Annotated in this window: 13 protein-coding genes; 5 read left to right on the forward strand and 8 right to left on the reverse strand. The window is 75.1% G+C overall.

Annotation, left to right across the window (positions count from 1 at the left end; translation table 11 throughout):
- Positions 1-22: 22 nt before the first annotated feature.
- From ACZ3KJ_RS07215 to ACZ3KJ_RS07240, 6 genes are all read right to left on the reverse strand, one after another.
- On the reverse strand, positions 23-445 hold the full coding sequence (locus ACZ3KJ_RS07215; protein ID WP_389519138.1) for a phage tail protein: 423 nt from the start codon (positions 443-445) through the stop codon (positions 23-25).
- A 72-nt stretch (positions 446-517) separates the two neighbouring features.
- Positions 518-1,807: a hypothetical protein gene (locus ACZ3KJ_RS07220; RefSeq protein WP_467525276.1), complete on the reverse strand. Its 1,290-nt coding sequence runs from the start codon at positions 1,805-1,807 to the stop codon at positions 518-520.
- Positions 1,808-4,537: 2,730 nt separating this feature from the next.
- Positions 4,538-4,696 carry a DUF6760 family protein gene (locus ACZ3KJ_RS07225; RefSeq protein WP_389519142.1) on the reverse strand — a complete coding sequence of 53 codons (159 nt, stop codon included), beginning with the start codon at positions 4,694-4,696 and terminating at the stop codon, positions 4,538-4,540.
- Complete coding sequence (locus ACZ3KJ_RS07230) at positions 4,693-5,187, reverse strand: hypothetical protein (protein WP_389519143.1); 495 nt, start codon at positions 5,185-5,187, stop codon at positions 4,693-4,695. The genes ACZ3KJ_RS07225 and ACZ3KJ_RS07230 overlap by 4 nt, the downstream gene beginning before the upstream one ends.
- On the reverse strand, positions 5,187-5,630 hold the full coding sequence (locus ACZ3KJ_RS07235) for a phage tail protein (RefSeq protein WP_385073941.1): 444 nt from the start codon (positions 5,628-5,630) through the stop codon (positions 5,187-5,189). Before ACZ3KJ_RS07235 ends, ACZ3KJ_RS07230 begins: the two co-directional genes overlap by 1 nt.
- A 61-nt stretch (positions 5,631-5,691) precedes the next feature.
- Positions 5,692-7,296 carry a phage tail sheath subtilisin-like domain-containing protein gene (locus tag ACZ3KJ_RS07240; protein WP_467525279.1) on the reverse strand — a complete coding sequence of 535 codons (1,605 nt, stop codon included), beginning with the start codon at positions 7,294-7,296 and terminating at the stop codon, positions 5,692-5,694.
- A 221-nt stretch (positions 7,297-7,517) separates the two neighbouring features.
- On the opposite strand from ACZ3KJ_RS07240, the gene ACZ3KJ_RS07245 reads away from it, so the two are divergent.
- From ACZ3KJ_RS07245 to ACZ3KJ_RS07265, 5 genes are all read left to right on the forward strand, one after another.
- Positions 7,518-9,230 (forward strand): eCIS core domain-containing protein, encoded by a 1,713-nt coding sequence (locus ACZ3KJ_RS07245; RefSeq protein ID WP_467525280.1) that lies wholly within the window; start codon positions 7,518-7,520, stop codon positions 9,228-9,230.
- Between the two features lie 113 nt (positions 9,231-9,343).
- Positions 9,344-10,909 (forward strand): peptidoglycan-binding domain-containing protein, encoded by a 1,566-nt coding sequence (locus ACZ3KJ_RS07250; protein WP_467525281.1) that lies wholly within the window; start codon positions 9,344-9,346, stop codon positions 10,907-10,909.
- A 216-nt stretch (positions 10,910-11,125) separates the two neighbouring features.
- Complete coding sequence (locus tag ACZ3KJ_RS07255; RefSeq protein ID WP_467525282.1) at positions 11,126-12,538, forward strand: hydrolase; 1,413 nt, start codon at positions 11,126-11,128, stop codon at positions 12,536-12,538.
- Between the two features lie 88 nt (positions 12,539-12,626).
- Positions 12,627-14,060, forward strand: a complete 1,434-nt coding sequence (locus tag ACZ3KJ_RS07260; protein ID WP_467525283.1) for an RICIN domain-containing protein — start codon at positions 12,627-12,629, stop codon at positions 14,058-14,060.
- A gap of 131 nt (positions 14,061-14,191) precedes the next feature.
- Positions 14,192-15,574 carry a ricin-type beta-trefoil lectin domain protein gene (locus ACZ3KJ_RS07265; RefSeq protein WP_467525285.1) on the forward strand — a complete coding sequence of 461 codons (1,383 nt, stop codon included), beginning with the start codon at positions 14,192-14,194 and terminating at the stop codon, positions 15,572-15,574.
- A gap of 21 nt (positions 15,575-15,595) precedes the next feature.
- On the opposite strand, the gene ACZ3KJ_RS07270 is transcribed toward ACZ3KJ_RS07265, so the two are convergent.
- Positions 15,596-17,584 (reverse strand): ATP-binding protein, encoded by a 1,989-nt coding sequence (locus ACZ3KJ_RS07270; protein WP_467525286.1) that lies wholly within the window; start codon positions 17,582-17,584, stop codon positions 15,596-15,598.
- Positions 17,581-18,234, reverse strand: coding sequence for a Pvc16 family protein (locus ACZ3KJ_RS07275; protein WP_389519152.1), 654 nt, complete (start codon positions 18,232-18,234; stop codon positions 17,581-17,583). The genes ACZ3KJ_RS07270 and ACZ3KJ_RS07275 overlap by 4 nt, the downstream gene beginning before the upstream one ends.
- Between the last annotated feature and the right edge of the window lie 86 nt (positions 18,235-18,320).

Raw genomic sequence — 18,320 nt, forward strand, 5'->3', positions numbered from 1 at the left:
CTCCCGTGGTCCGCTGGGGCCGTCAGTCCGTGAATCCGTGGTGGGTGATCTCCAGGACCTCCGTGGCGACGGCCGGGTTGGCCGGGTCCAGGGTCGGCCCCTGCCAGCTGACCGGCAGGACGTCGATCAGTCCCCACCGGGCGACCTCCGAGCCGTCCGCGCGCAGCGCGGCGATCTGGGCGGTGGGCCGGGTGACGCCCGTGGTGATCGAGGAGATCCACGCGGCGACCTTGCTGGTGTCCGGGGTGAGCGGGCGGGTCAGCTTGATGTTGGAGAAGGTGACGCGGGAGGGGAGCTGCCAGACGAAGCCGTTGTTGCCGCCTTCCTGGCGCTGCTCGATCTCCACCGAGGACGACAGTCCCTCGCACCCGTTGAAGTACCCGAGGCTCTCGCCGTCGATGGTCAGGGTGAAGTAGATGGCGGAGCCCGGATCGAGATCGGACATCGAGAGGGCCTTTCTGGGCGGCCGGTAGGGACGTGCGGAACGGTGGCCCGCGCGGGGCGTGGCTGCGGGTGCTCAGCCGCGGGGGTCGCGGAGTCTGCCGATCCGCTCCCGGTCGAGCCGTAGTTCGGTACGGAGCAGTCGGGTGATCCGGCCGGTCAGCCGGTGGGTCAGCTCGTCGAGCTGGAAGTCGGTGAGCGCCCGGGGATCGAAGGCGCCCTTGGGTACCTCGGTGTAGGCGGGCGGTGGCGCCGACGCGCCGCCGGTCCGCTGGTGGCCGGTGGGGGGATCGTGGGGCGGCGCCGAACCGGTGGACGTCACCGCGGGCGCGTTGCGTCGCTGGACCGCGGGAGGCGCGGAAGCCGGGGGAGCCGAGGGCGGCGGCACGGCCGCGGACCGCTGGACGGCCGGGGGCGCCGCGACGGTGGGGAACGGCGGGGCGGCGGCCGGAGCGACGGGGTGCGCCGTGGAGGGGAACGGCTGGGAGGCCGCGGTGACGGGGTGCGCCGTGGACGGGAACGGCTGCGGGCCGGCGACGACGGGAGGCAGCGACCGGCGCTGCACGGCGGGCGGCAGCGCGCTCGCGGGCATGGGCCGGGCGACGGGCTGCGGCTCCGCGCCGGGCGGGGTACGGCGCAGCGGTACGGCGGCCGGAACCGCCCGGCGCTGCACCTGGGGCGCGGACGCCGGCCGGTACGCGGTCGGTTCCACCGGCACCGGCGTGGCGGCGACGGCGCGCTGAACGGGGGCGGGGGCGGCGGGCCGGGGCGGCAGGGCGGTGGTGTGGCGTACCGCGGGGGCCGGGCCGGGCGTCGGGCCGGCGGTCTGCGGCGGCGCGACCGGTGAGGGTACGGGGGCGGCGACGTGCCGGCCGGGGGGAGTCGGCAGGGGCGCGTGCGGGGTGGCCGGTGCGGCGGTGCGCTGCACGGCGGGCGGCAGGCCGGGGCTCGGGGCGGCGGGCGCCGACGGCTGCGTGTGCGGCGGGGCCGCGGCCGGCCCGGTGGGGTACGGCGTGGTGGCGGGTGCCGTCCGGGTGGGGGCCGGCGCGGTGGCCGGTGCCGGTCGGGTCGCGCTCGGCGGGGGCGGGGTGGCGCGCTGTACGACGGGGGCGCCGAGCGGCTTCGCGTCGGCCGGGCGGGCGGTGAGCGGGGCGCCGAGCGCGGGGCGTTGCCGCAGCGGCGCGGGCTCGGCGGTGTCCGCCCGGTCGGGGGCGGTCACCTCGCGGGACCGGGGGGCGCCGAGCGCGGAGGCGCGCTGGACGGCGGGGCGCGGTCCGTCGGCCCGTGAGCCGGCCTGCGCGGGCGGTCGGCCGACGGGCGCCGGGGCGGCTGCGGGAGGAACGGCTGGTCCGGGGCTGTTGTTCACGGGCGTCCCTGGGGTGGATGCCGGCGCCGGCACGGAGGCCGGTGCGGTGCGCTGTACGGCGGGCGTGCCGGGACCGGCGTGCGGACGTACGGAAGAGGGAGCGGGGGCCGGGTCGGTGGAGGCGGCTGCGGGGCGCGTCGGTGTGCCGGGGGCGGGCGTGGCACGGGCGGGTGTGACGGCCGGAGCCGGTGCGGTGGCCGGGGTGGCGCGCGGTACGGGAGCCGGGCCCGTCGGGGCGGGGCTCGTCGGCGGTACGGCCGGGGTGGCGCGCTGTACGGGCGTGGACACCGGTGACGGCGCGGGCGCCGGACCCGGTCGCCGCGCGGGGGCCGGTTCCGCGGTGGCCGGGCTCGCGGGCGGCGGCACGGCGACGGGAGCGTGCACCGGAGAGGACGGGGTGCGCTGAACGGGGGCCGCGGGCGGTACGACGGGAGTCGCCGCGGGCGTGACGGGGGCCGGGGCGGGGGTGGTCCGCTCGGCGCGCCGGCCCGTGGCCGGGGGGCGTGCACCGGCGGAGCCCGCTGGAGAGGGGGGCGTGGCGGGCGGGGCGGCCCGCTCGGCGCGCTGTGCGGGAGGGGCGGGCGTGGCCGGGGCGGGGTGCTGGGCCGGGGCGCCGGGGGTGGGTGTGGCAGAGGTGGTGTGCCGGGCCGGGGCCGCCGCGGTGGGCGTGGCCGGGGTGGCGCGCTGGACCGGAGGGGCGGTCGGCGTCGTGGCGCGCTGGACGGGAGTCGCGGGGGAGGCGGTGACGGCGGGTACGGGTGTGGCCGGGGTGGGGTGCTGGGGCTTGGCGCCCGGGGCGGGTGCGGCCGGGGCGGTGGGCTGGAGGGGAGCGGCGGTCGGCGTCGTGGCGCGCTGGAGGGGGGCCGCGGGGGGCGTGGTCGCGCTCGGGGCGGGTGCGGCCGGGGCCGGCTGCCGGGCCGGCGTGTCCGTGGCGGGCGGCGCCGGACGCGGCGTGGACCGCTGGACGGGGGCCGGGTGCGGTGCGGCGGGGGCGGCCTCGGGAACCGGGGTGTGCGAGGTGGGGGCACCCAGCCCGAGCCGGCGCGACGGAGTCGCCCCGGGGGAGACGGCCCGCTGGACGGCGGGCGCGGAACGGGGCGCCGAGGCCGGGGGAGTGACGCGTCGGGGGGCCGCCGGGGTCGCCGGGACCGCGTCGCCTGCCGGGGCGGGGGACGGAGTGCCGGTGGCGGAGCGGTGTGGCGGGGTGCTGGACGGCGCGGGTGCGTTCACCGGACCGCGGGGCGGCGTGCTGTCGCCGTCCAGCGCGGCGCGCTGCACGTTCGGCCGGGGGGCGGCCGACGGCGTGGTGCCGCCGGGTGCTGATGCCGGTGCCGGTGCCGGAGCCGGGGCCGGAGCCGGGGTACGGCCGGTCGTAGCGGCACCGCCGGATGCGCCCGAGCCGGTGCGTGACTCGGTCGCCGAGGTCGCTGAAGACGCTGAAGACGCCGAGGGCGCCGACGTCGCTGAGGACGCCGACGTCACCGGAGCCGCCGGAGCCGCCGAGGTCGCCGCAGGCCCCCCGCTCCTCCGGTTCTCCGGAGCCGGGGTGTCCCGTCGTGCCGCCGTCCGCTGGATCGCGGGCCGGTCGGGGACATCGGGGCGTCGGGTGGGCCCGGCCGACTGGGGCGTGGCGGCCGTCGGGGTCGTAGCGGCGTCCGGGGTCGTGGCGGACGCTGGGGTCACGGCGGCGCCCGGGGTCGCGGCGGACGCTGGGGTCGCGGTGGACGCCGGGGTCGCGGTGGCGCCCGGGGTCGTGGAGGCGCCCGGGGTCGGCCCGTCCTGCCGCGTCGCCGTCCGCTGCACCGGGTGCCGGTGCGGGGTGTCGCTCGGGACGGGGGTGTGGGCCGGACCGGGCCGCGGGGTACGGGTGTCTCCCTGCTGCGGCCGTGCCGCCGGGCGTTCGCCCTCCGGCCGTGCCGGTCGCGCCGGTCGTGTCACGGCTCGCTGCACCGAGGGCGCGGGCCGCGCGTCGGGAGCGGACCCGCGCTCGGGTGCGGTCGGCCGCGTACCGGAGACGGCGGGCCGCGGGTTCACGGCCGGTCCCGGAACCGGCTCCTCACCGCTGTCGCTCCCCCCACCGCTGCCGCTCTCCACCGGGGCCGCGCCGGTACCCGAGCCGGTCGGGGCGGTCGTGGCCGTCGGGGCAGGGGGGATCCGGGCCGGCAGCGTACGCCGCTGCACCGGGGCCGGGGCGGACTTCGTCAGAGACGCCGGGGCCGGCGTCGGGGGCGCGGGCGGCACCGGGTCGGCGCGGATGCCGTGCGCCGGGAACGACGGTGCGGCCGGCCGCGGGGCCGGCTCCGCCGGGTGCGGCGGTGCGGCCGCCGGCCGGGTGCGCGCGGGCTGTTCGACGGAGGCCGGGGCGGAGAGCACGCCGCCCCGGGTGCCGTCCAGCACCGCGTGCGAACGCGTGCCCGCGAAGGTGGGGTTCTGCCAGGTGGCCAGCCGGCCGCCGAAGCCCCGGTCCGCGACCCCGGCCGCTCCCGTGGCCGTGCGCTGGATGGGCGGCAGCGCGGGCCAGGCCGCCGGGCGGGGACGTGCCACGGGCACGGCGGGCGCGGGCGTACCCGTGCCCGACGTACCCGGGGCACCCGCACCCGGCGCACCCGCCGTACCCGCGCCCGACGCACTCGTACCCGTGCCCGTGCCCGTGCCCGTGCCCGACGCGCCGTCCTCGCCCGTCGCCGGAACTCCTCGTCCCGTCCGGAACCGGTCCAGGAACCCCATGTCTCAGCCCTCCGCCCCGCTCCGGGTGACCAGGGTCGTGATCTGGTCCGCGTAACGGCGCCGGTCGTGGTGTTCCAGGTCCAGGATGTCGTCCAGGGCCCAGTGGAAGTGGTAGGCGACGTACGCGATCTCCTCGTGCATGCGGTCGGTCGCGTACGTCACGATTCCCCCAGGCGGCTCCCGCCGAGTTCCACCTCGAAGGGCTCCGAACAGTGCGGGCACTGCACCGAGGCGCGGGTGTGCCCCTCGGCGTTGACCTGGCGGTAGAAGTCCTGGAGGAACGCCAGGTCGGAGGCGAACATGTTCTCCACGATCCCGTCGTGGACCAGGGGGAGCGTGCCCAGGCGGGTGATGACCCGGCCCAGGAGCACCACCGACAGGTACGCGGGGTTCTCCTGGACGCGCATGTCCCGCAGGGGCACCAGTTCGTCGCGGGCCGTGGCCAGACGCATCACACCGTCGCGGTGGACGGTGCCGGCCTCGTCGACGTAGCCGCGCGGCAGTTCGAAGGGGAACTCCGTCTGGAGGCGGTACGCCTCCGGGGCCGGTGCGGCGGCGGGAACGGGCGCGGGCGCGGCGGCGGGGGCGGGAGCGGGGGAATCCGGGCTGGTCCCCACTCCCGCGTCGGCCGCCCGGACAGCCGTGCGGCGCATTACTCGATGACCAGTTCTTCGAACGTGATGGTCACGGTCTCGGTCAGGGCCGATGCCTCACCGGCCTTCACCGTGCTGGTGTCGATCTTGCTGCACCAGGCGTTGCGCATGTTGTACCGCTTGACCGGGTTGTTCTGGTAGTCCATCACCATGATCGTGGCGTTCTTGCGGGCGGTGCCCATGTCGCCGCGGATGGAGCTGCTGATCCACTCGTTGAACGCCGCGGACTGCGTCATACCGCGCACGACCGTACACGTGCCGGCCTTCTGCACACCGGGCATCTTCTTGGTGACCGGCTTGCCCTGCGCGGAGACCTGCTGGTACTCGATGACGTCCTGCTCCATGCTGAGGCCGCTGACCTCGGCGAGGTACTCGACCAGCACGCCGTCGATCTGGAGCCCGAAATTGTGTGATGTGAGGGCGTCACCCGGCTGGAGACTCATCTGGCTGTCCTTCTAGGGGGTTCTGGGGGTTGGCGACGGGCTGCGGAGGCGGAGGCGGTGCCTACTCCTCCAGCTCCCCGTTGCCGCTGGAGAACTGGGCCAGCCGGAAGATCACGAACTCGGCGGGCTTGACCGGCGCGATGCCGATCTCGCACACGACCCGGCCGACGTCGACCGACTCCGGCGGGTTGGTCTCCTCGTCGCACTTGACGTAGTACGCGTCCTCGGGCTTGGCGCCGAAGAGGGCGCCGGCGCGCCACTCGTTGACCAGGAACGCCGAGACGTTGCGCCGGATGCGGGCCCACAGCGCGTGGTCGTTCGGCTCGAACACCACCCACTGGGTGCCGATCAGGATCGACTCCTCCAGGTAGTTGAAGTACCGGCGGACGTTCAGGTAGCGCCAGGCCGGGTCGGAGGAGAGGGTGCGGGCGCCCCACACGCGGATGCCGCGGCCGGGGAACGCGCGGATGCAGTTCACGCCGATCGGGTTGAGCAGGTCCTGCTCGCCGCGGGTGATCTGGAGCTCCAGGTCGACCGCGCCGCGCACGACCTCGTTGGCGGGCGCCTTGTGCACGCCGCGCTCGGAGTCGTTGCGGGCCCAGATGCCGGCCACGTGACCGCTCGGCGGGACCAGGCGGGCCTGGCCGGTCGCCGGGTCGAAGGACTTGATCCACGGGTAGTACAGCGCCGCGTACTTGGAGTCGTAGCCGGCGGTCTCCTGGCGCCAGACGCGGATCTGGCGGGCGTTCAGACCCGGCGGCGGGTCGATGATCGCGACGCGGTCGCCCATCAGCTCGCAGTGCGCGATCAGGCCGAGCTGGACGGCCTTCACGGCCTCCAGGTCGATCGCGCCGCGCTGGTAGGCGGCCATCAGGTCGGGGACGGCGACCATGGAGATCTCGTCGACGGCCTCCAGGCCGCCGAAGCCGGTGCGGTCGGCGCTGTCGCCGAGGTACTGCGCGGGCCCGGCGGTCTGCGCGGGCTCCTCCCCGGCGGCCGGGGCGGCGGGGGCGGCGGCGGCCGGCGCGGCCAGGGCCACCGTCTGGTTCTCGGGGCGGGCCAGCTGCGCCGACGGCGCGGCCTCCGCCACGGTGATGAGCTTGGAGCGCTCCTTGACCTGGGTGACGACGTAGGAGCGGTTGCCCTTCTTGGCGGTCACGTCGAACGTCTCGACCGGCTTGTCGCCGTCCTTGACGATCAGCTTGAACCGCTCGGCGGGGCCCTCGCCCTCCGCGTCGGCGACCTCCACGCTCAGCGGGCCGTGCTGCCCGGGCGCGGTGGCGGTGACGGTGAAGGTGCCGAGCTGCGCGGGCTCGGCCGCGGGCAGTGCCGCCGGGGTGGGGGCACCGGTCACGGCGGCCGGGGAGCCGGCGGACCCGGCGTCACCGGCGGCGCCCGCCGCGGAGCCGCCGACCCGGACGACGTACGCCGCCGAACCGCCGTTGTTGAAGAACCCGTAGACGGAGTGGGCGAGGTAGTAGCCGTCGGTGAAGTCACCGAACGCCGCGACGTACTGGCTCCAGTTGGTCACCAGCGTCGGCTCGTTCAGCGGGCCGGTCGGGGCGAGCCCGACGAAGGCCGCCACCGAGGTTCCCACTCCCTCGATCGGGCGTGAGCCGCTGGCCACCTCCTCGACGTATACGCCGGGCGACAGGTAGGACGGCATGCTGTGCTCTCCTCGGGGTACGCGTCAGGTCGGTTCCCACCCTCACGCGCGAAGCGCGTCGTCTGAAACGTCCTCCGGTACCGGACCGGAGGCAGACTCGTTGCCCGGAAGGGCAGACTCCGGGCGGTGCCCCCGTGATTGCCCCGGAGTTCCTTCCGCCGGCCCACGGCTTCCCGGCATGCTGGGGGATTGACGTCTACCGGCAGTCGAGGGGAGCGCCCGTGCGCGCGCAGGACAGGGACAGCGACCGCGGCAGCAACCAGGCCGCTACGGGCCGTCCCGTCGGGCGGAACGCCGTCACCGGGCCTGCCGCCGGACTGCTCGCACTCCAGCGGACGGCGGGCAACGCGGCCGTGGCGCAGGCCGTGGCGGAGGAGCGCCACCAGCACGACGCGCACTGCGGTCACGCCCCGGCCGTGCAGCGCCGCTCCCTGGTGCACGAGGTGCTGCGCACGCCCGGCCGGCCCCTGGACGCCCCGCTGCGCACCGAGATGGAGTCACGCTTCGGGGGCGCCGACTTCAGCGGGGTGCGCGTCCACTCCGACACCGTCGCCCAGCGGTCGGCGCTGGAGATCGAGGCCAAGGCGTACACCTCCGGACCGCACATCGTCGACGGCGGCTCCATGTCCAAGGAGGACTGGGCGCACGAACTGACCCACTACATCGACCAGCAGGCCGGTCCCGTCCCCGGCAAGGACAACGGGTCCGGCCTGAACGTCTCGGACCCCGGCGACTCGGGGGAGCGCCGGGCGGTGGAGAACGCGCGCCAGGTGATGAGCGGGCCGGTGCCGCCGGTGCAGCGGGTCGCCGCGGACGGCGAGCACGCGCACGGCCGGCACGGCGCGCACGGCCCCGGCGGGACGGCGGCCGAGGCGTCGAGGGAATCCGCGGACGCGCCGGCCGCCGTGCAGCGCACGGTGTGGAAGTACAACGGCAGCACCCGGACCCACGGCCACGTGGGCGGCCAGAACTCGGGCCTGTGGCACGACGAGGCCAACCCGCAGCAGACCCGCAGCACCACCGACCTCGGCCTGAACCCGGACCGGGTGCACCACGGCGACAAGTACGACGACACCACGCGGCAGTTGCACGGCAGCGGCAACATCGCCTTCTCCAAGCGCGGCACCTTCGAGGACAGCCCGCAGGCGCACCAGCGGCAGACCGCCTACGCGCAGCGGGAGAGGAGGATCCGCCAGGCCGTGGTGGAGTCCAAGCAGCGGATGGCCACCACGTTGCAGATGCTGCACGCGGCCACGCAGGGCGCCCCCGACCCGACCCTGCTGCACGCCCTCCACCGGAGCTTCCCCTTCACCCAGTCGCTCACCCCCGCCCAACTGGTGTCCGTGATCGGGCACATCACCCAGGCGATCACCCGGGTCCAGGCCGGCCTGAACGCGCAGGGCGCGCAGATCGCCGTGGTGGGCACACCGGGCCTCTTCGACATCAACGCCCAGGGGGCCTCCGCGGCCGGAGCGGTCGGCTGGGTGGAGCCGACCATGAGCGAGCGGATCACCAACGCCACCACGAACCGGCTCGCGCCCGAGAACCCGCTGCCGCCCATGGACACGGACCGCACCGGCCCCATCAACCTCAACTTCCAGGGCGACAACGCCTGGTTCGTCATCCACGAGGCCACCCACCGCTTCGCCGGCACCCTCGACTACCAGTACAGCTCGTACGACTTCGAGATCGGCGAGGACGCGGCGGAGAACGCGATGGCGACGCTGCGGACACCGGCCGAGCAGGCCGCACGCATGGCGGAGGTGGTCGGCAACCGCGCCGTCCGGCCGTCCGACACCTACACCGGCCAGGACGAGAAGTCCCGCCCGGCGAAGCAGCAGAACTGGTACGCCATGGGCCGGCGCGCGCTGATGAACGCCGACTCCTACGCCCAGCTGGTGCTGACCGCGACCGGCGCCACCATGCCCCTGTGAACCATGCCCCGGTGAACCGTGCCGGCCGGCCTCCGGTGACGGAGTCCTTTCGCGCAGCCGCTCGTGCCCCTTCGTCCCCTGGCACCGCGAAGGGCATTCCGTAACGTCTTCCTGTGAGCCTTTGGACATCCCTGGAGCCCGCCTCCGTCACGGTCGATCCCGGCAGCAGCGCGACCGTGCGCCTGCGGGTGCGCAACACCGGCGACGTGGTGGACGAGTACCGTTTCGAGCCGGTGGGCGCGGTGGCGCCCTGGACGACCGTGGAGCCGCCGACGCTGCGGCTCTACCCGGGGACGACGGGCACGGTGGAGCTGACCTTCGCCCCGCCCCGCACCCCGGACGCCAAGGCCGGCCCGAACCCGTACGCGGTGCGCATCACCCCGACCGAGCAGTCCGACGCGGTCACCGTGCCCGAGGGCACCCTCACCGTCACGCCCTTCAGCGAGCTGCGGGCCGAGCTCGTCCCGCCGACGGTGAAGGGGCGGTTCCGGGGGCGGCCGCGCCTCGCGGTCGACAACCTCGGCAACACCCCGCTGACCGCTTCGGTCAGCGGCAGCGACACCGGCGACCACCTGTCGTACGACCTCACTCCGGGCTCGGTCCAGGTGCAGCCCGGCCGGGCCGTGTTCGTGGACGCCACGCTGCGGCCCCGGGAGACCATCTGGTTCGGGTCGAAGGAGCAGCGGCCGTACGCACTGGCCGTGCACCGCTCGGGGGAGAGCCCCGTCACCGTCGACGGGACGTTCGTGCAGCGCGGCGTCCTGCCCCGCTGGCTGGCCACGGCGCTCAGCGTCGGCCTGGCGCTGGCGATCACGTTCGTGTCGCTGTGGCTCGGCTACACACCGCGGGTGAACAGCGGGGCCGTGGAGCACGTGGAGGAGGTCGCCGCCGCCGAACTGCCCGCCGTGCCCACCTCCCAGGCGCCGCTGCCCTCGGCGCAGGCGCCGGAGGCGGCGGCCGGGCAGGACACCGGCGGTGACGGCGACAGTGGCGGTGACGGCGGCGAGGAGGACTCCGGCGGAGCCGCCGCGGAGGAGACGGAGCAGGCGGAACCCGCCGGCCCGCTGCCGTTCCGCGCGGGCGACGGACCCAACCTCTTCGTGCAGTTCGCCCAGACCAGAATGGCCACCTTCAAATCGACGGACCCCTGCCGGCTGACCGCGGAGCACACGCTGGGCGTGATGGACGCGGCGACGGTCGAGGCGCTGAAGTGCTCCCAGCAGAGACTCGACGAGCACTACGGCGGGGTCATGGTGGAGACGGACGGCCTGGGCAACCTGGGCCGCGCCACCATGACGGGCCTGCTGATGGCCCACTTCGGCACGGACACCTCCAGCGTCCAGCCCGGTGACGACAACCCGGACGTGGTGTGGATCGACAGCGTGCTGCTGTGGGCCGGCTACGACACCTACACCGACGACGTCGTCGCCGCCCAGATCCTGACCGTGGGGCAGGACATCCACTACCTGCGCAACGTCGGAAACCGCGCCCACGCCGCCGCGGACGACGCCCTGCGCACCCGGGTGATCCTCTACCAGCAGGCGATGGGCCTCTCCGCCACCGGCACCATCGACGCGGACACCTTCGCGCTGCTGCACGCCGGGAAGGTGGTGTCGCAGGACGACCCGGGGACGGTCACCGCCGATCCCTACCCGCCTGCCACGTCCTCGGACCAGTAGCCCGCGGTGCGCCGACGGGGCCCCGTCCGGACCTCTGACTGTCCGGGCTCCCGGACTGTCCGGGCCTCCGGACCGCTCCCGAAGCGTCCGGGCCTCCGGGCCGTCCGGGCCGCCGGCCCCCGTCGGCCCTCGCGGGACGAGGCAGGAGCCCTTCGGGCAGCGGTCGTGCCCCGCGGGCTCCTGACGCCGTCACCACCGGGGCCGTAGCGTCGACGGGTGACTCTGTGGACTTCTCTCGAACCGGCTTCCACGACGGTGGACCCGGGTGGCAGTGCCCGGGTGCGGCTGCGGGTGCGCAACACCGGTGACGTGGTGGACGAGTACCGCTTCGAGCCGGTGGGTGCGGTCGCGCCGTGGACGACGGTGGAGCCGCCGACGCTGCGGCTGTTTCCGGGGACGACGGGGACGGTGGAGCTGACGTTCGCCCCGCCCCGCACGCCGGACGCGACCGCGGGGCCGAACGCGTACGCGGTGCGGATCACCCCGACCGAGCATCCGGACGCGGTGACCGTGCCGGAGGGCAATCTGACGGTCACGCCGTTCACGGAGGTGCGGGCCGAGCTGGTGCCGCCGGTGGTGAAGGGCCGCTTCCGGGGCCGTCCCCGTCTCGCGATCGACAACCTGGGCAACACGCGGCTGACCGCCTCGCTCAGCGGCTCCGACAACGGCGACCGGCTCGGGTACGAGCTCAAGCCGGCGAACGTGCAGATCGAGCCGGGCCGCGCCGTGTTCGTCGACACCACGCTGCGACCGCGGGAGACCATCTGGTTCGGGTCCAAGGAGGAGCATCCGTACCGCCTGGCCGTGCGGCGCTCGGGGGCCCAGCCGCTGGACGTGGACGGGACGTTCGTGCAGCGCGGGTTCCTGCCGCGCTGGCTGGCCACCGCGCTCAGCCTGACCGTCGCGCTCGCCATCGCGTTCATCATGATCTGGCTCACCTACAAGCCGCAGGTGCGCAGCCTCGCCGCGGAGAAGCTCGCCGAGGCGGGGGTGAGCACGCTCGCGCCGCCCAGCCCGTCGGCCACGATCGAGGCACCGAAGGCCGTCGAGGAGGCGCCCGCCGAGGCCGCCGCACCGGCCACCAGCGCGCCCGCCGACGACGACGGCGGCAGCGGAGGCGGCGGCGGGTCGGGCGAGGAGGAAGAGGCGGAGGAGGAGCCGGAGGTGACCGCCGCCACGGCCGTGCAGGAGCTGGCCGCCCGCAGCGACGGCCGGCACATCTGCTACCGCGCCTACGTGGCCGACCAGGGCTGGCAGGACCCGGTGTGCGACGGTGCCGAGGCCGGTACGACGGGCCAGAACCTGCCCATCAAGGCCCTCAACATCGCCGTGGCCGGGACCGGTGGTGTGTCGGGCAACGGCGCCCACATGGTCGAGGGCTGGAAGACGGGCGACAAGTGGTCGGCGGCGGCCGACGGGATCGACATGTACATCGGGTCCACCAAGGAGGCGGACTCCGCGATGATGGGCTACACCATCAAGGTGACGGACGGCTCCGTCTGCCAGAACGCCCACGTCGCGGACAAGGGCTGGCTGGGGCTGGGCTGCACCGAGGCCGGCAAATGGGTCTACGGCGGTGCCCCGTTCGAGGACCGGAAGCAGCTGGAGGCGGTCCGCTTCACCGTGTGAGAAGGGCAGGCCCGGTCGTCCCTTTCGGGCACCGGTCCTGCCCCGCCGCTTCCTGACGGCGTCCCGCTCCCCGCCATAGCGTCGGCAGGTGACTCTGTGGACTTCCCTGGAACCGGCTTCCACGACGGTGGACCCGGGCGGCAGCGCGCGGGTGCGGCTGCGGGTGCGCAACACCGGTGACGTGGTGGACGAGTACCGCTTCGAGCCGGTGGGTGCGGTCGCGCCGTGGACGACGGTGGAGCCGCCGACGCTGCGGCTGTTTCCGGGGACGACGGGGACGGTGGAGCTGACGTTCGCCCCGCCCCGCACGCCGGACGCGACCGCGGGGCCGAACGCGTACGCGGTACGGATCACGCCGACGGAGAACCCCGACGCGGTCACCGTCCCCGAGGGGAACCTGACGGTCACGCCGTTCACGGAGGTGCGGGCCGAGCTGGTGCCGCCGGTGGTGAAGGGCCGCTTCCGGGGCCGTCCCCGTCTCGCGATCGACAACCTGGGCAACACGCGCCTGACCGCCTCGCTCAGCGGCTCCGACAACGGCGACCGGCTCGGGTACGAGCTCAAGCCGGCGAACGTGCAGATCGAGCCGGGCCGCGCCGTGTTCGTCGACACCACGCTGCGACCGCGGGAGACCATCTGGTTCGGGTCCAAGGAGGAGCATCCGTACCGCCTGGCCGTGCGGCGCTCGGGGGCCCAGCCGCTGGACGTGGACGGGACGTTCGTGCAGCGCGGGTTCCTGCCGCGCTGGCTGGCCACCGCGCTCAGCCTGACCGTCGCGCTCGCCATCGCGTTCATCATGATCTGGCTCACCTACAAGCCGCAGGTGCGCAGCCTCGCCGCGGAGAAGCTCGCCGAGGCGGGGGTGAGCACGCTCGCGCCGCCCAGCCCGTCGGCCACGATCGAGGCACCGAAGGCCGTCGAGGAGGCACCCGTCCAGTCCGTCGCGCCGGCCGCCACCGAGGAAGAGGACGACGACAGCGGCTCCGGCGGCGGTGAGGCGTCCCCGTCCCCGACGGCGACGAAGAAGGCCGAGAGCGTGCTGCCCGCCACGAAGATCCTGCTGCGCAACACCACCACCAAGAAGTGCGCCGACCTCCCCGGCGAGGGCAAGGGCAGCCTGGACGGCACGGTCCAGCAGTTCACCTGCGACGAGTCCGAGGCCGACAACATGCTGTGGAACCTGGAGGTGAAGTACCCGAAGCTCGGCCCCGGCGGCCGGCAGCTCTTCCAGATCCGCAACGTCAAGGACGAGCTGTGCATGGACCTGCCGAACTACGGGGCGCAGCCGGTCAGGACCCCCATCACCGAGTTCACCTGTGACGGCACCACCGCCGACAACCAGCTGTGGTGGCTGGAGAAGCAGAAGAGCGGCGCCTACTGGATCCGCAACTACGCGTCCAACAACAAGTGCCTGGACGTGGCCGGCTTCAGCACCGGCGGCGACAACACCAACCTCACCCTGTACGACTGCTCCAACAGCGACGACCAGGAGTGGCTGATCATCCGGCCCGCCTCCGAGTAGCAGCGCGGGACACCGGGAGGGGCTGACGGCCCGACGCGGTGTGAACGGGCAGGGCGGTACGTCCCTTTCGGGCACCGGTCCTGCCCCGCCGCTTCCTGACGGGGCACCGCCGCGCGCCTTAGCGTCGACAGGTGACTCTGTGGACTTCTCTGGAACCGGCTGCCGCGACGGTGGACCCGGGCGGCAGTACGACCGTGCGGCTGCGGGTGCGCAACACCGGTGACGTCGTCGACGAGTACCGTTTCGAGCCGGTCGGCGCGGTGGCGCCCTGGACCACCGTGGAGCCGCCGACGCTGCGGCTCTACCCCGGGACGACGGGGACGGTGGAGCTGACCTTCGCCCCGCCCCGCACCCCGGACGCGACCGCGGGCCCGAACCCGTACGCGGTACGGATCACGCCGACGGAGAACCCCGACGCGGTCACCGTCCCCGAGGGGAACCTGACGGTCACGCCGTTCACGGAGGTGCGGGCCGAGCTGGTGCCGCCCGTGGTGAAGGGCCGCTTCCGGGGGCGGCCGCGCCTCGCGGTCGACAACCTCGGCAACACCCGGCTGACCGCGTCGGTCGCCGGCTCCGACACCGGGGACAACCTGTCCTACGAGATCCGGCCGGGCAGTGTGCAGATCGAGCCCGGCCGTGCCGTGTTCGTGGACGCCACGCTGCGGCCCCGGGAGACCATCTGGTTCGGGTCGAAGGAGCAGCGGCCGTACGCGCTGACCGTGCAGCGGTCGGGCGAGCTGCCGCTGACGGTGGACGGGACGTTCGTGCAGCGCGGGTTCCTGCCCCGCTGGCTGGCCACCGCGCTCAGCGTGAGCATGGCGCTGGCCATCGCGTTCGTCATGATCTGGATCGCGTACAAGCCGCAGGTCAACAGTCGTGCCACCGAGCAGCTCGCCGAGGCGGGCAGCACCTCGCTGCCCAGTCCCGCCGTCTCCTCGCCGTCCGCGCCGAAGACGGACTCCTCCGCCGAGGCGGTGCCCGAGGCCGCGGTGCCGTCCGAGGCCGAGCAGGAGCAGGACACCGGCTCCGGCACGAGCGGTTCCTCGTCGTCCTCCGGCGGCGGTTCGAGCAGCTCGGGCGGCGGCGGATCGGACACGGAGTCCAGCCCCGAGGCCGTCCCCGGCACGCAGATCATCGGCCAGGCCTCCAACCGCTGCATCGACGTGACCGACTCCCAGGACGGCGAGGGCCGCGACGGCACCCCGCTCCAGATCTACGACTGCGCCGGCACCGCCAACCAGAAGTGGGACTTCCGGGGCGACGGCACCGTCCGCTCGCTGGGCATGTGCATGGACGTCGCCTGGGGGTCGAGCGAGGACGGCGCGGTCATCCAGCTCGCCCGGTGCAGCGGCAACCCCGCCCAGCAGTTCGTGCTGAGCGTCGACGGCGACCTGGTCAACCCGCAGGCCGACAAGTGCGTCGACGCCAAGGACAACGGCACCGGCAACAACACCAAGCTCCAGCTGTGGACGTGCGCCGGGACCCCCAACCAGAAGTGGCGCGTCGAGGACTGACGCGGCCCGGCGGGGGCGGGGCTACCAGTTGGCCTCTCCGGGGACCAGGCGGCCTGCCTTGCGGTACTCGCGGCGGGCGCCCTCCAGCAGGTCCCCGTCGCCGACCGGCTCGTCCCGCGCCGCGGCCAGGTAGGCGGCGGTGACCACCGCGCTGCGGATCGAGCCGCCGGCCAGCTCGAACTCCTTGGCCAGCGGGGACGGGTCGATGCCGGGCGCGCACGGCACGTGGGAGAGCCCGTGCCGCCACAGGGCCAGGCGCTGCTCGGGGTCCGGGAACGGGAAGTCGACCACCAGGTCCAGCCGGCGGGTGAACGCCTCGTCGATGTTGGCGCGCAGGTTGGTGGTGAGCAGCGCGATGCCGTCGAAGGACTCCAGCCGCTGGAGCAGGTAGGCGCTCTCCATGTTGGCGTACCGGTCGTGCGAGTCCTTGACCTCGGAGCGCTTGCCGAAGACCGCGTCGGCCTCGTCGAAGAGGAGCACGGCGTCGGTGCGGTCGGCCTCGGTGAAGATCCGCTCCAGGTTCTTCTCCGTCTCGCCGACGTACTTGTCGACGACCGAGGAGAGCTGGACGACGTACAGGTCCAGGCCGAGTTCGGCGGCCACGACCTCCGCGGACAGGGTCTTGCCGGTGCCGGACTCCCCGGCGAACAGGCCCAGCACGCCCCGGCCCCGCCCGCCGCCCGCGCTCAGCCGCCAGTCGCCCAGGACCCGGTCGCGGTGGCGGGCGCGCAGGGCGAGCTCGCGGAGCTGGGTGAGGGGGCGGTCGGGCAGGACGAGGTCGTCCCAGGTGACGTCGGGGCGGATGCGGCGGGCGTGCCGTTCCAGGCCGGACGCCGACTGCTGGCGGGCGGCGAGGCGGATGTGGGCGGCGGTGAGCGGTCCGCCCTCGAGGGCGGCGAGCCCGAGGGCGGCGTGCGCGGCCCGCGCCACCCGTTCCCCGCCGAGCCGGTACGGCGCCACGGCGGTCGCCAGGTCGAACGCGTCGGCGTCCGGGCCGAGCGCCGCGGCCCAGGCGGCCGTGCCGCCCGCGCGGCGGCGGGGGGCGTCCAGGACCAGCGGGTCGCGGACGCTCCAGTGCGGGTCGTAGGGGCGCGGGTCGGACAGCAGCACGGTCACGTCCGTCGCCGCCGTCAGCGCGGTGATGAGCGGGCCCGGCTGCTCGGGCAGACCGGACAGGACGACCGCGCGCCCGCCGAGCCGGGCCTCGCGCAGCAGCTCGGGGACGCGGTCCTCGGGGCCGGTGTAGCGCAGCGCGCCGAGACCGGCGGCGGCCAGGGCGGCGGCGACGCAGGCCAGGCCGTCGCCCTCGCGGTGCTCGCGCAGGTGGACGGTGAGGGGCCCGCGCCGCAGCCGGGCGGCGAGCCGGGCCACGAAGTCCTCGTCGTCGGCGGGGAGCAGCTCCGGCAGGGGCAGCAGGTGGCCGTGCAGGGCGGCGTCCGGGGTGTCGTCGCCGAGCAGGTGGGCCAGGACCCGGTCGGGGACCCGCAACGACCGGGACAGAAAGGGGCGTTCGGGCTCCTCCACGTCCAGCAGGCCGAGGGCGCGCAGGGGCGCCGAGGAGTGGAACCGGGCCCGGGCCGCCGCGAGGTGCGCGGGCGCCCCGCACAGCTCCAGCGCGAGCCCGACGGTCGCCCGCCGGCGGCTCACGTCGTCGTTGAGGTAGCCGTAGAGCGGCTCGAACCCGCGGTCGAGATCGGGGGCGAGCGCGATGAGCAGGACCGCCGTGTCGAGGGCGGTGAGGGGGAGGCGGGCGGCCAGCCGGTCGAGGGGGTCGTGGGGGTCGTGCGGGGAGTGGGGGGTGTCTCCCGGTGGCGCCTCCCCGGACGGGTCGGCCGGCGCCGTGCTCAGCAGGTGGCGTACGGCCTCCTCCGACAGGTAGAGGCCGCGCAGCGGGTCGTCGGCGGTGGGGTCGGTGGCGGTGCGGTGGTCGACCAGGGCGGCGACCCGGTCGCGCAGGCCGGCCAGGCGGGAGAGCAGGGCGGGACCGCCCGCCGGGGGCACGTCCGTCATCGCCGCTCCCGCGCCTCACGGGCCGCCGCCACCTGGTGCGGGCGGTGGGCGCGTTCCCCGGAGGAGGGCGGGTCGCCGTCCAGGCCGCGGACGCGGACGGCCGCGCCCTCGGTGACCGGCGGTCCGGCGTCGTACTCGGGGTACGCCGGGAAGGGCGCGGTCACCACCAGGTCCAGGGAGGGCTTGAGCTCGCCGCCGAGCGCGGACCAGATCTCGGCGAGGGAACGCGACTCGGTGTGCAGACCGGCCACGGTCATCGGCACGGCGAGCCCCAGGGCGCCCAGCGCGCCGGGGAGTTCGTCGGCGGGGAGCAGCTCGCGCGGCAGCAGCGTCGCCAGCACCGCGGACAGCAGCCGGTGTTCGTCCTGGGGGGTGCGGGTCCAGGCCGTCACCAGGTACGACAGGCGGAACCAGCGCGGGGGTTGGCGGCGGCGTACGACGATGTCCCGCTCGTCGCGCACCGAGATCTGGCCGCGCTGCCGGCGGGACACGTCCTCGCGGATGTCGTACAAGTAGGTGTTGATCGTGGGGGCGTTGCGGCGGGCCGCCCAGTCGCGGGTCGGGGCCTCGAAGGAGACGTCGATGCCGGAGCCCGCCAGCGCACCGCCGCCGAGGAGGCCCTTGAGGACCTCGTCCACCTCGTGGATCACCGTCGTGCGCTCCTCAACCGCCCTGCTCGCCGGGCCTTTTCACCCACCGTGCCGATCGTGCCGTCCGGACCGCGCCGACCGCAGGC

This window comes from Streptomyces sp. NPDC003248 (assembly GCF_055563235.1).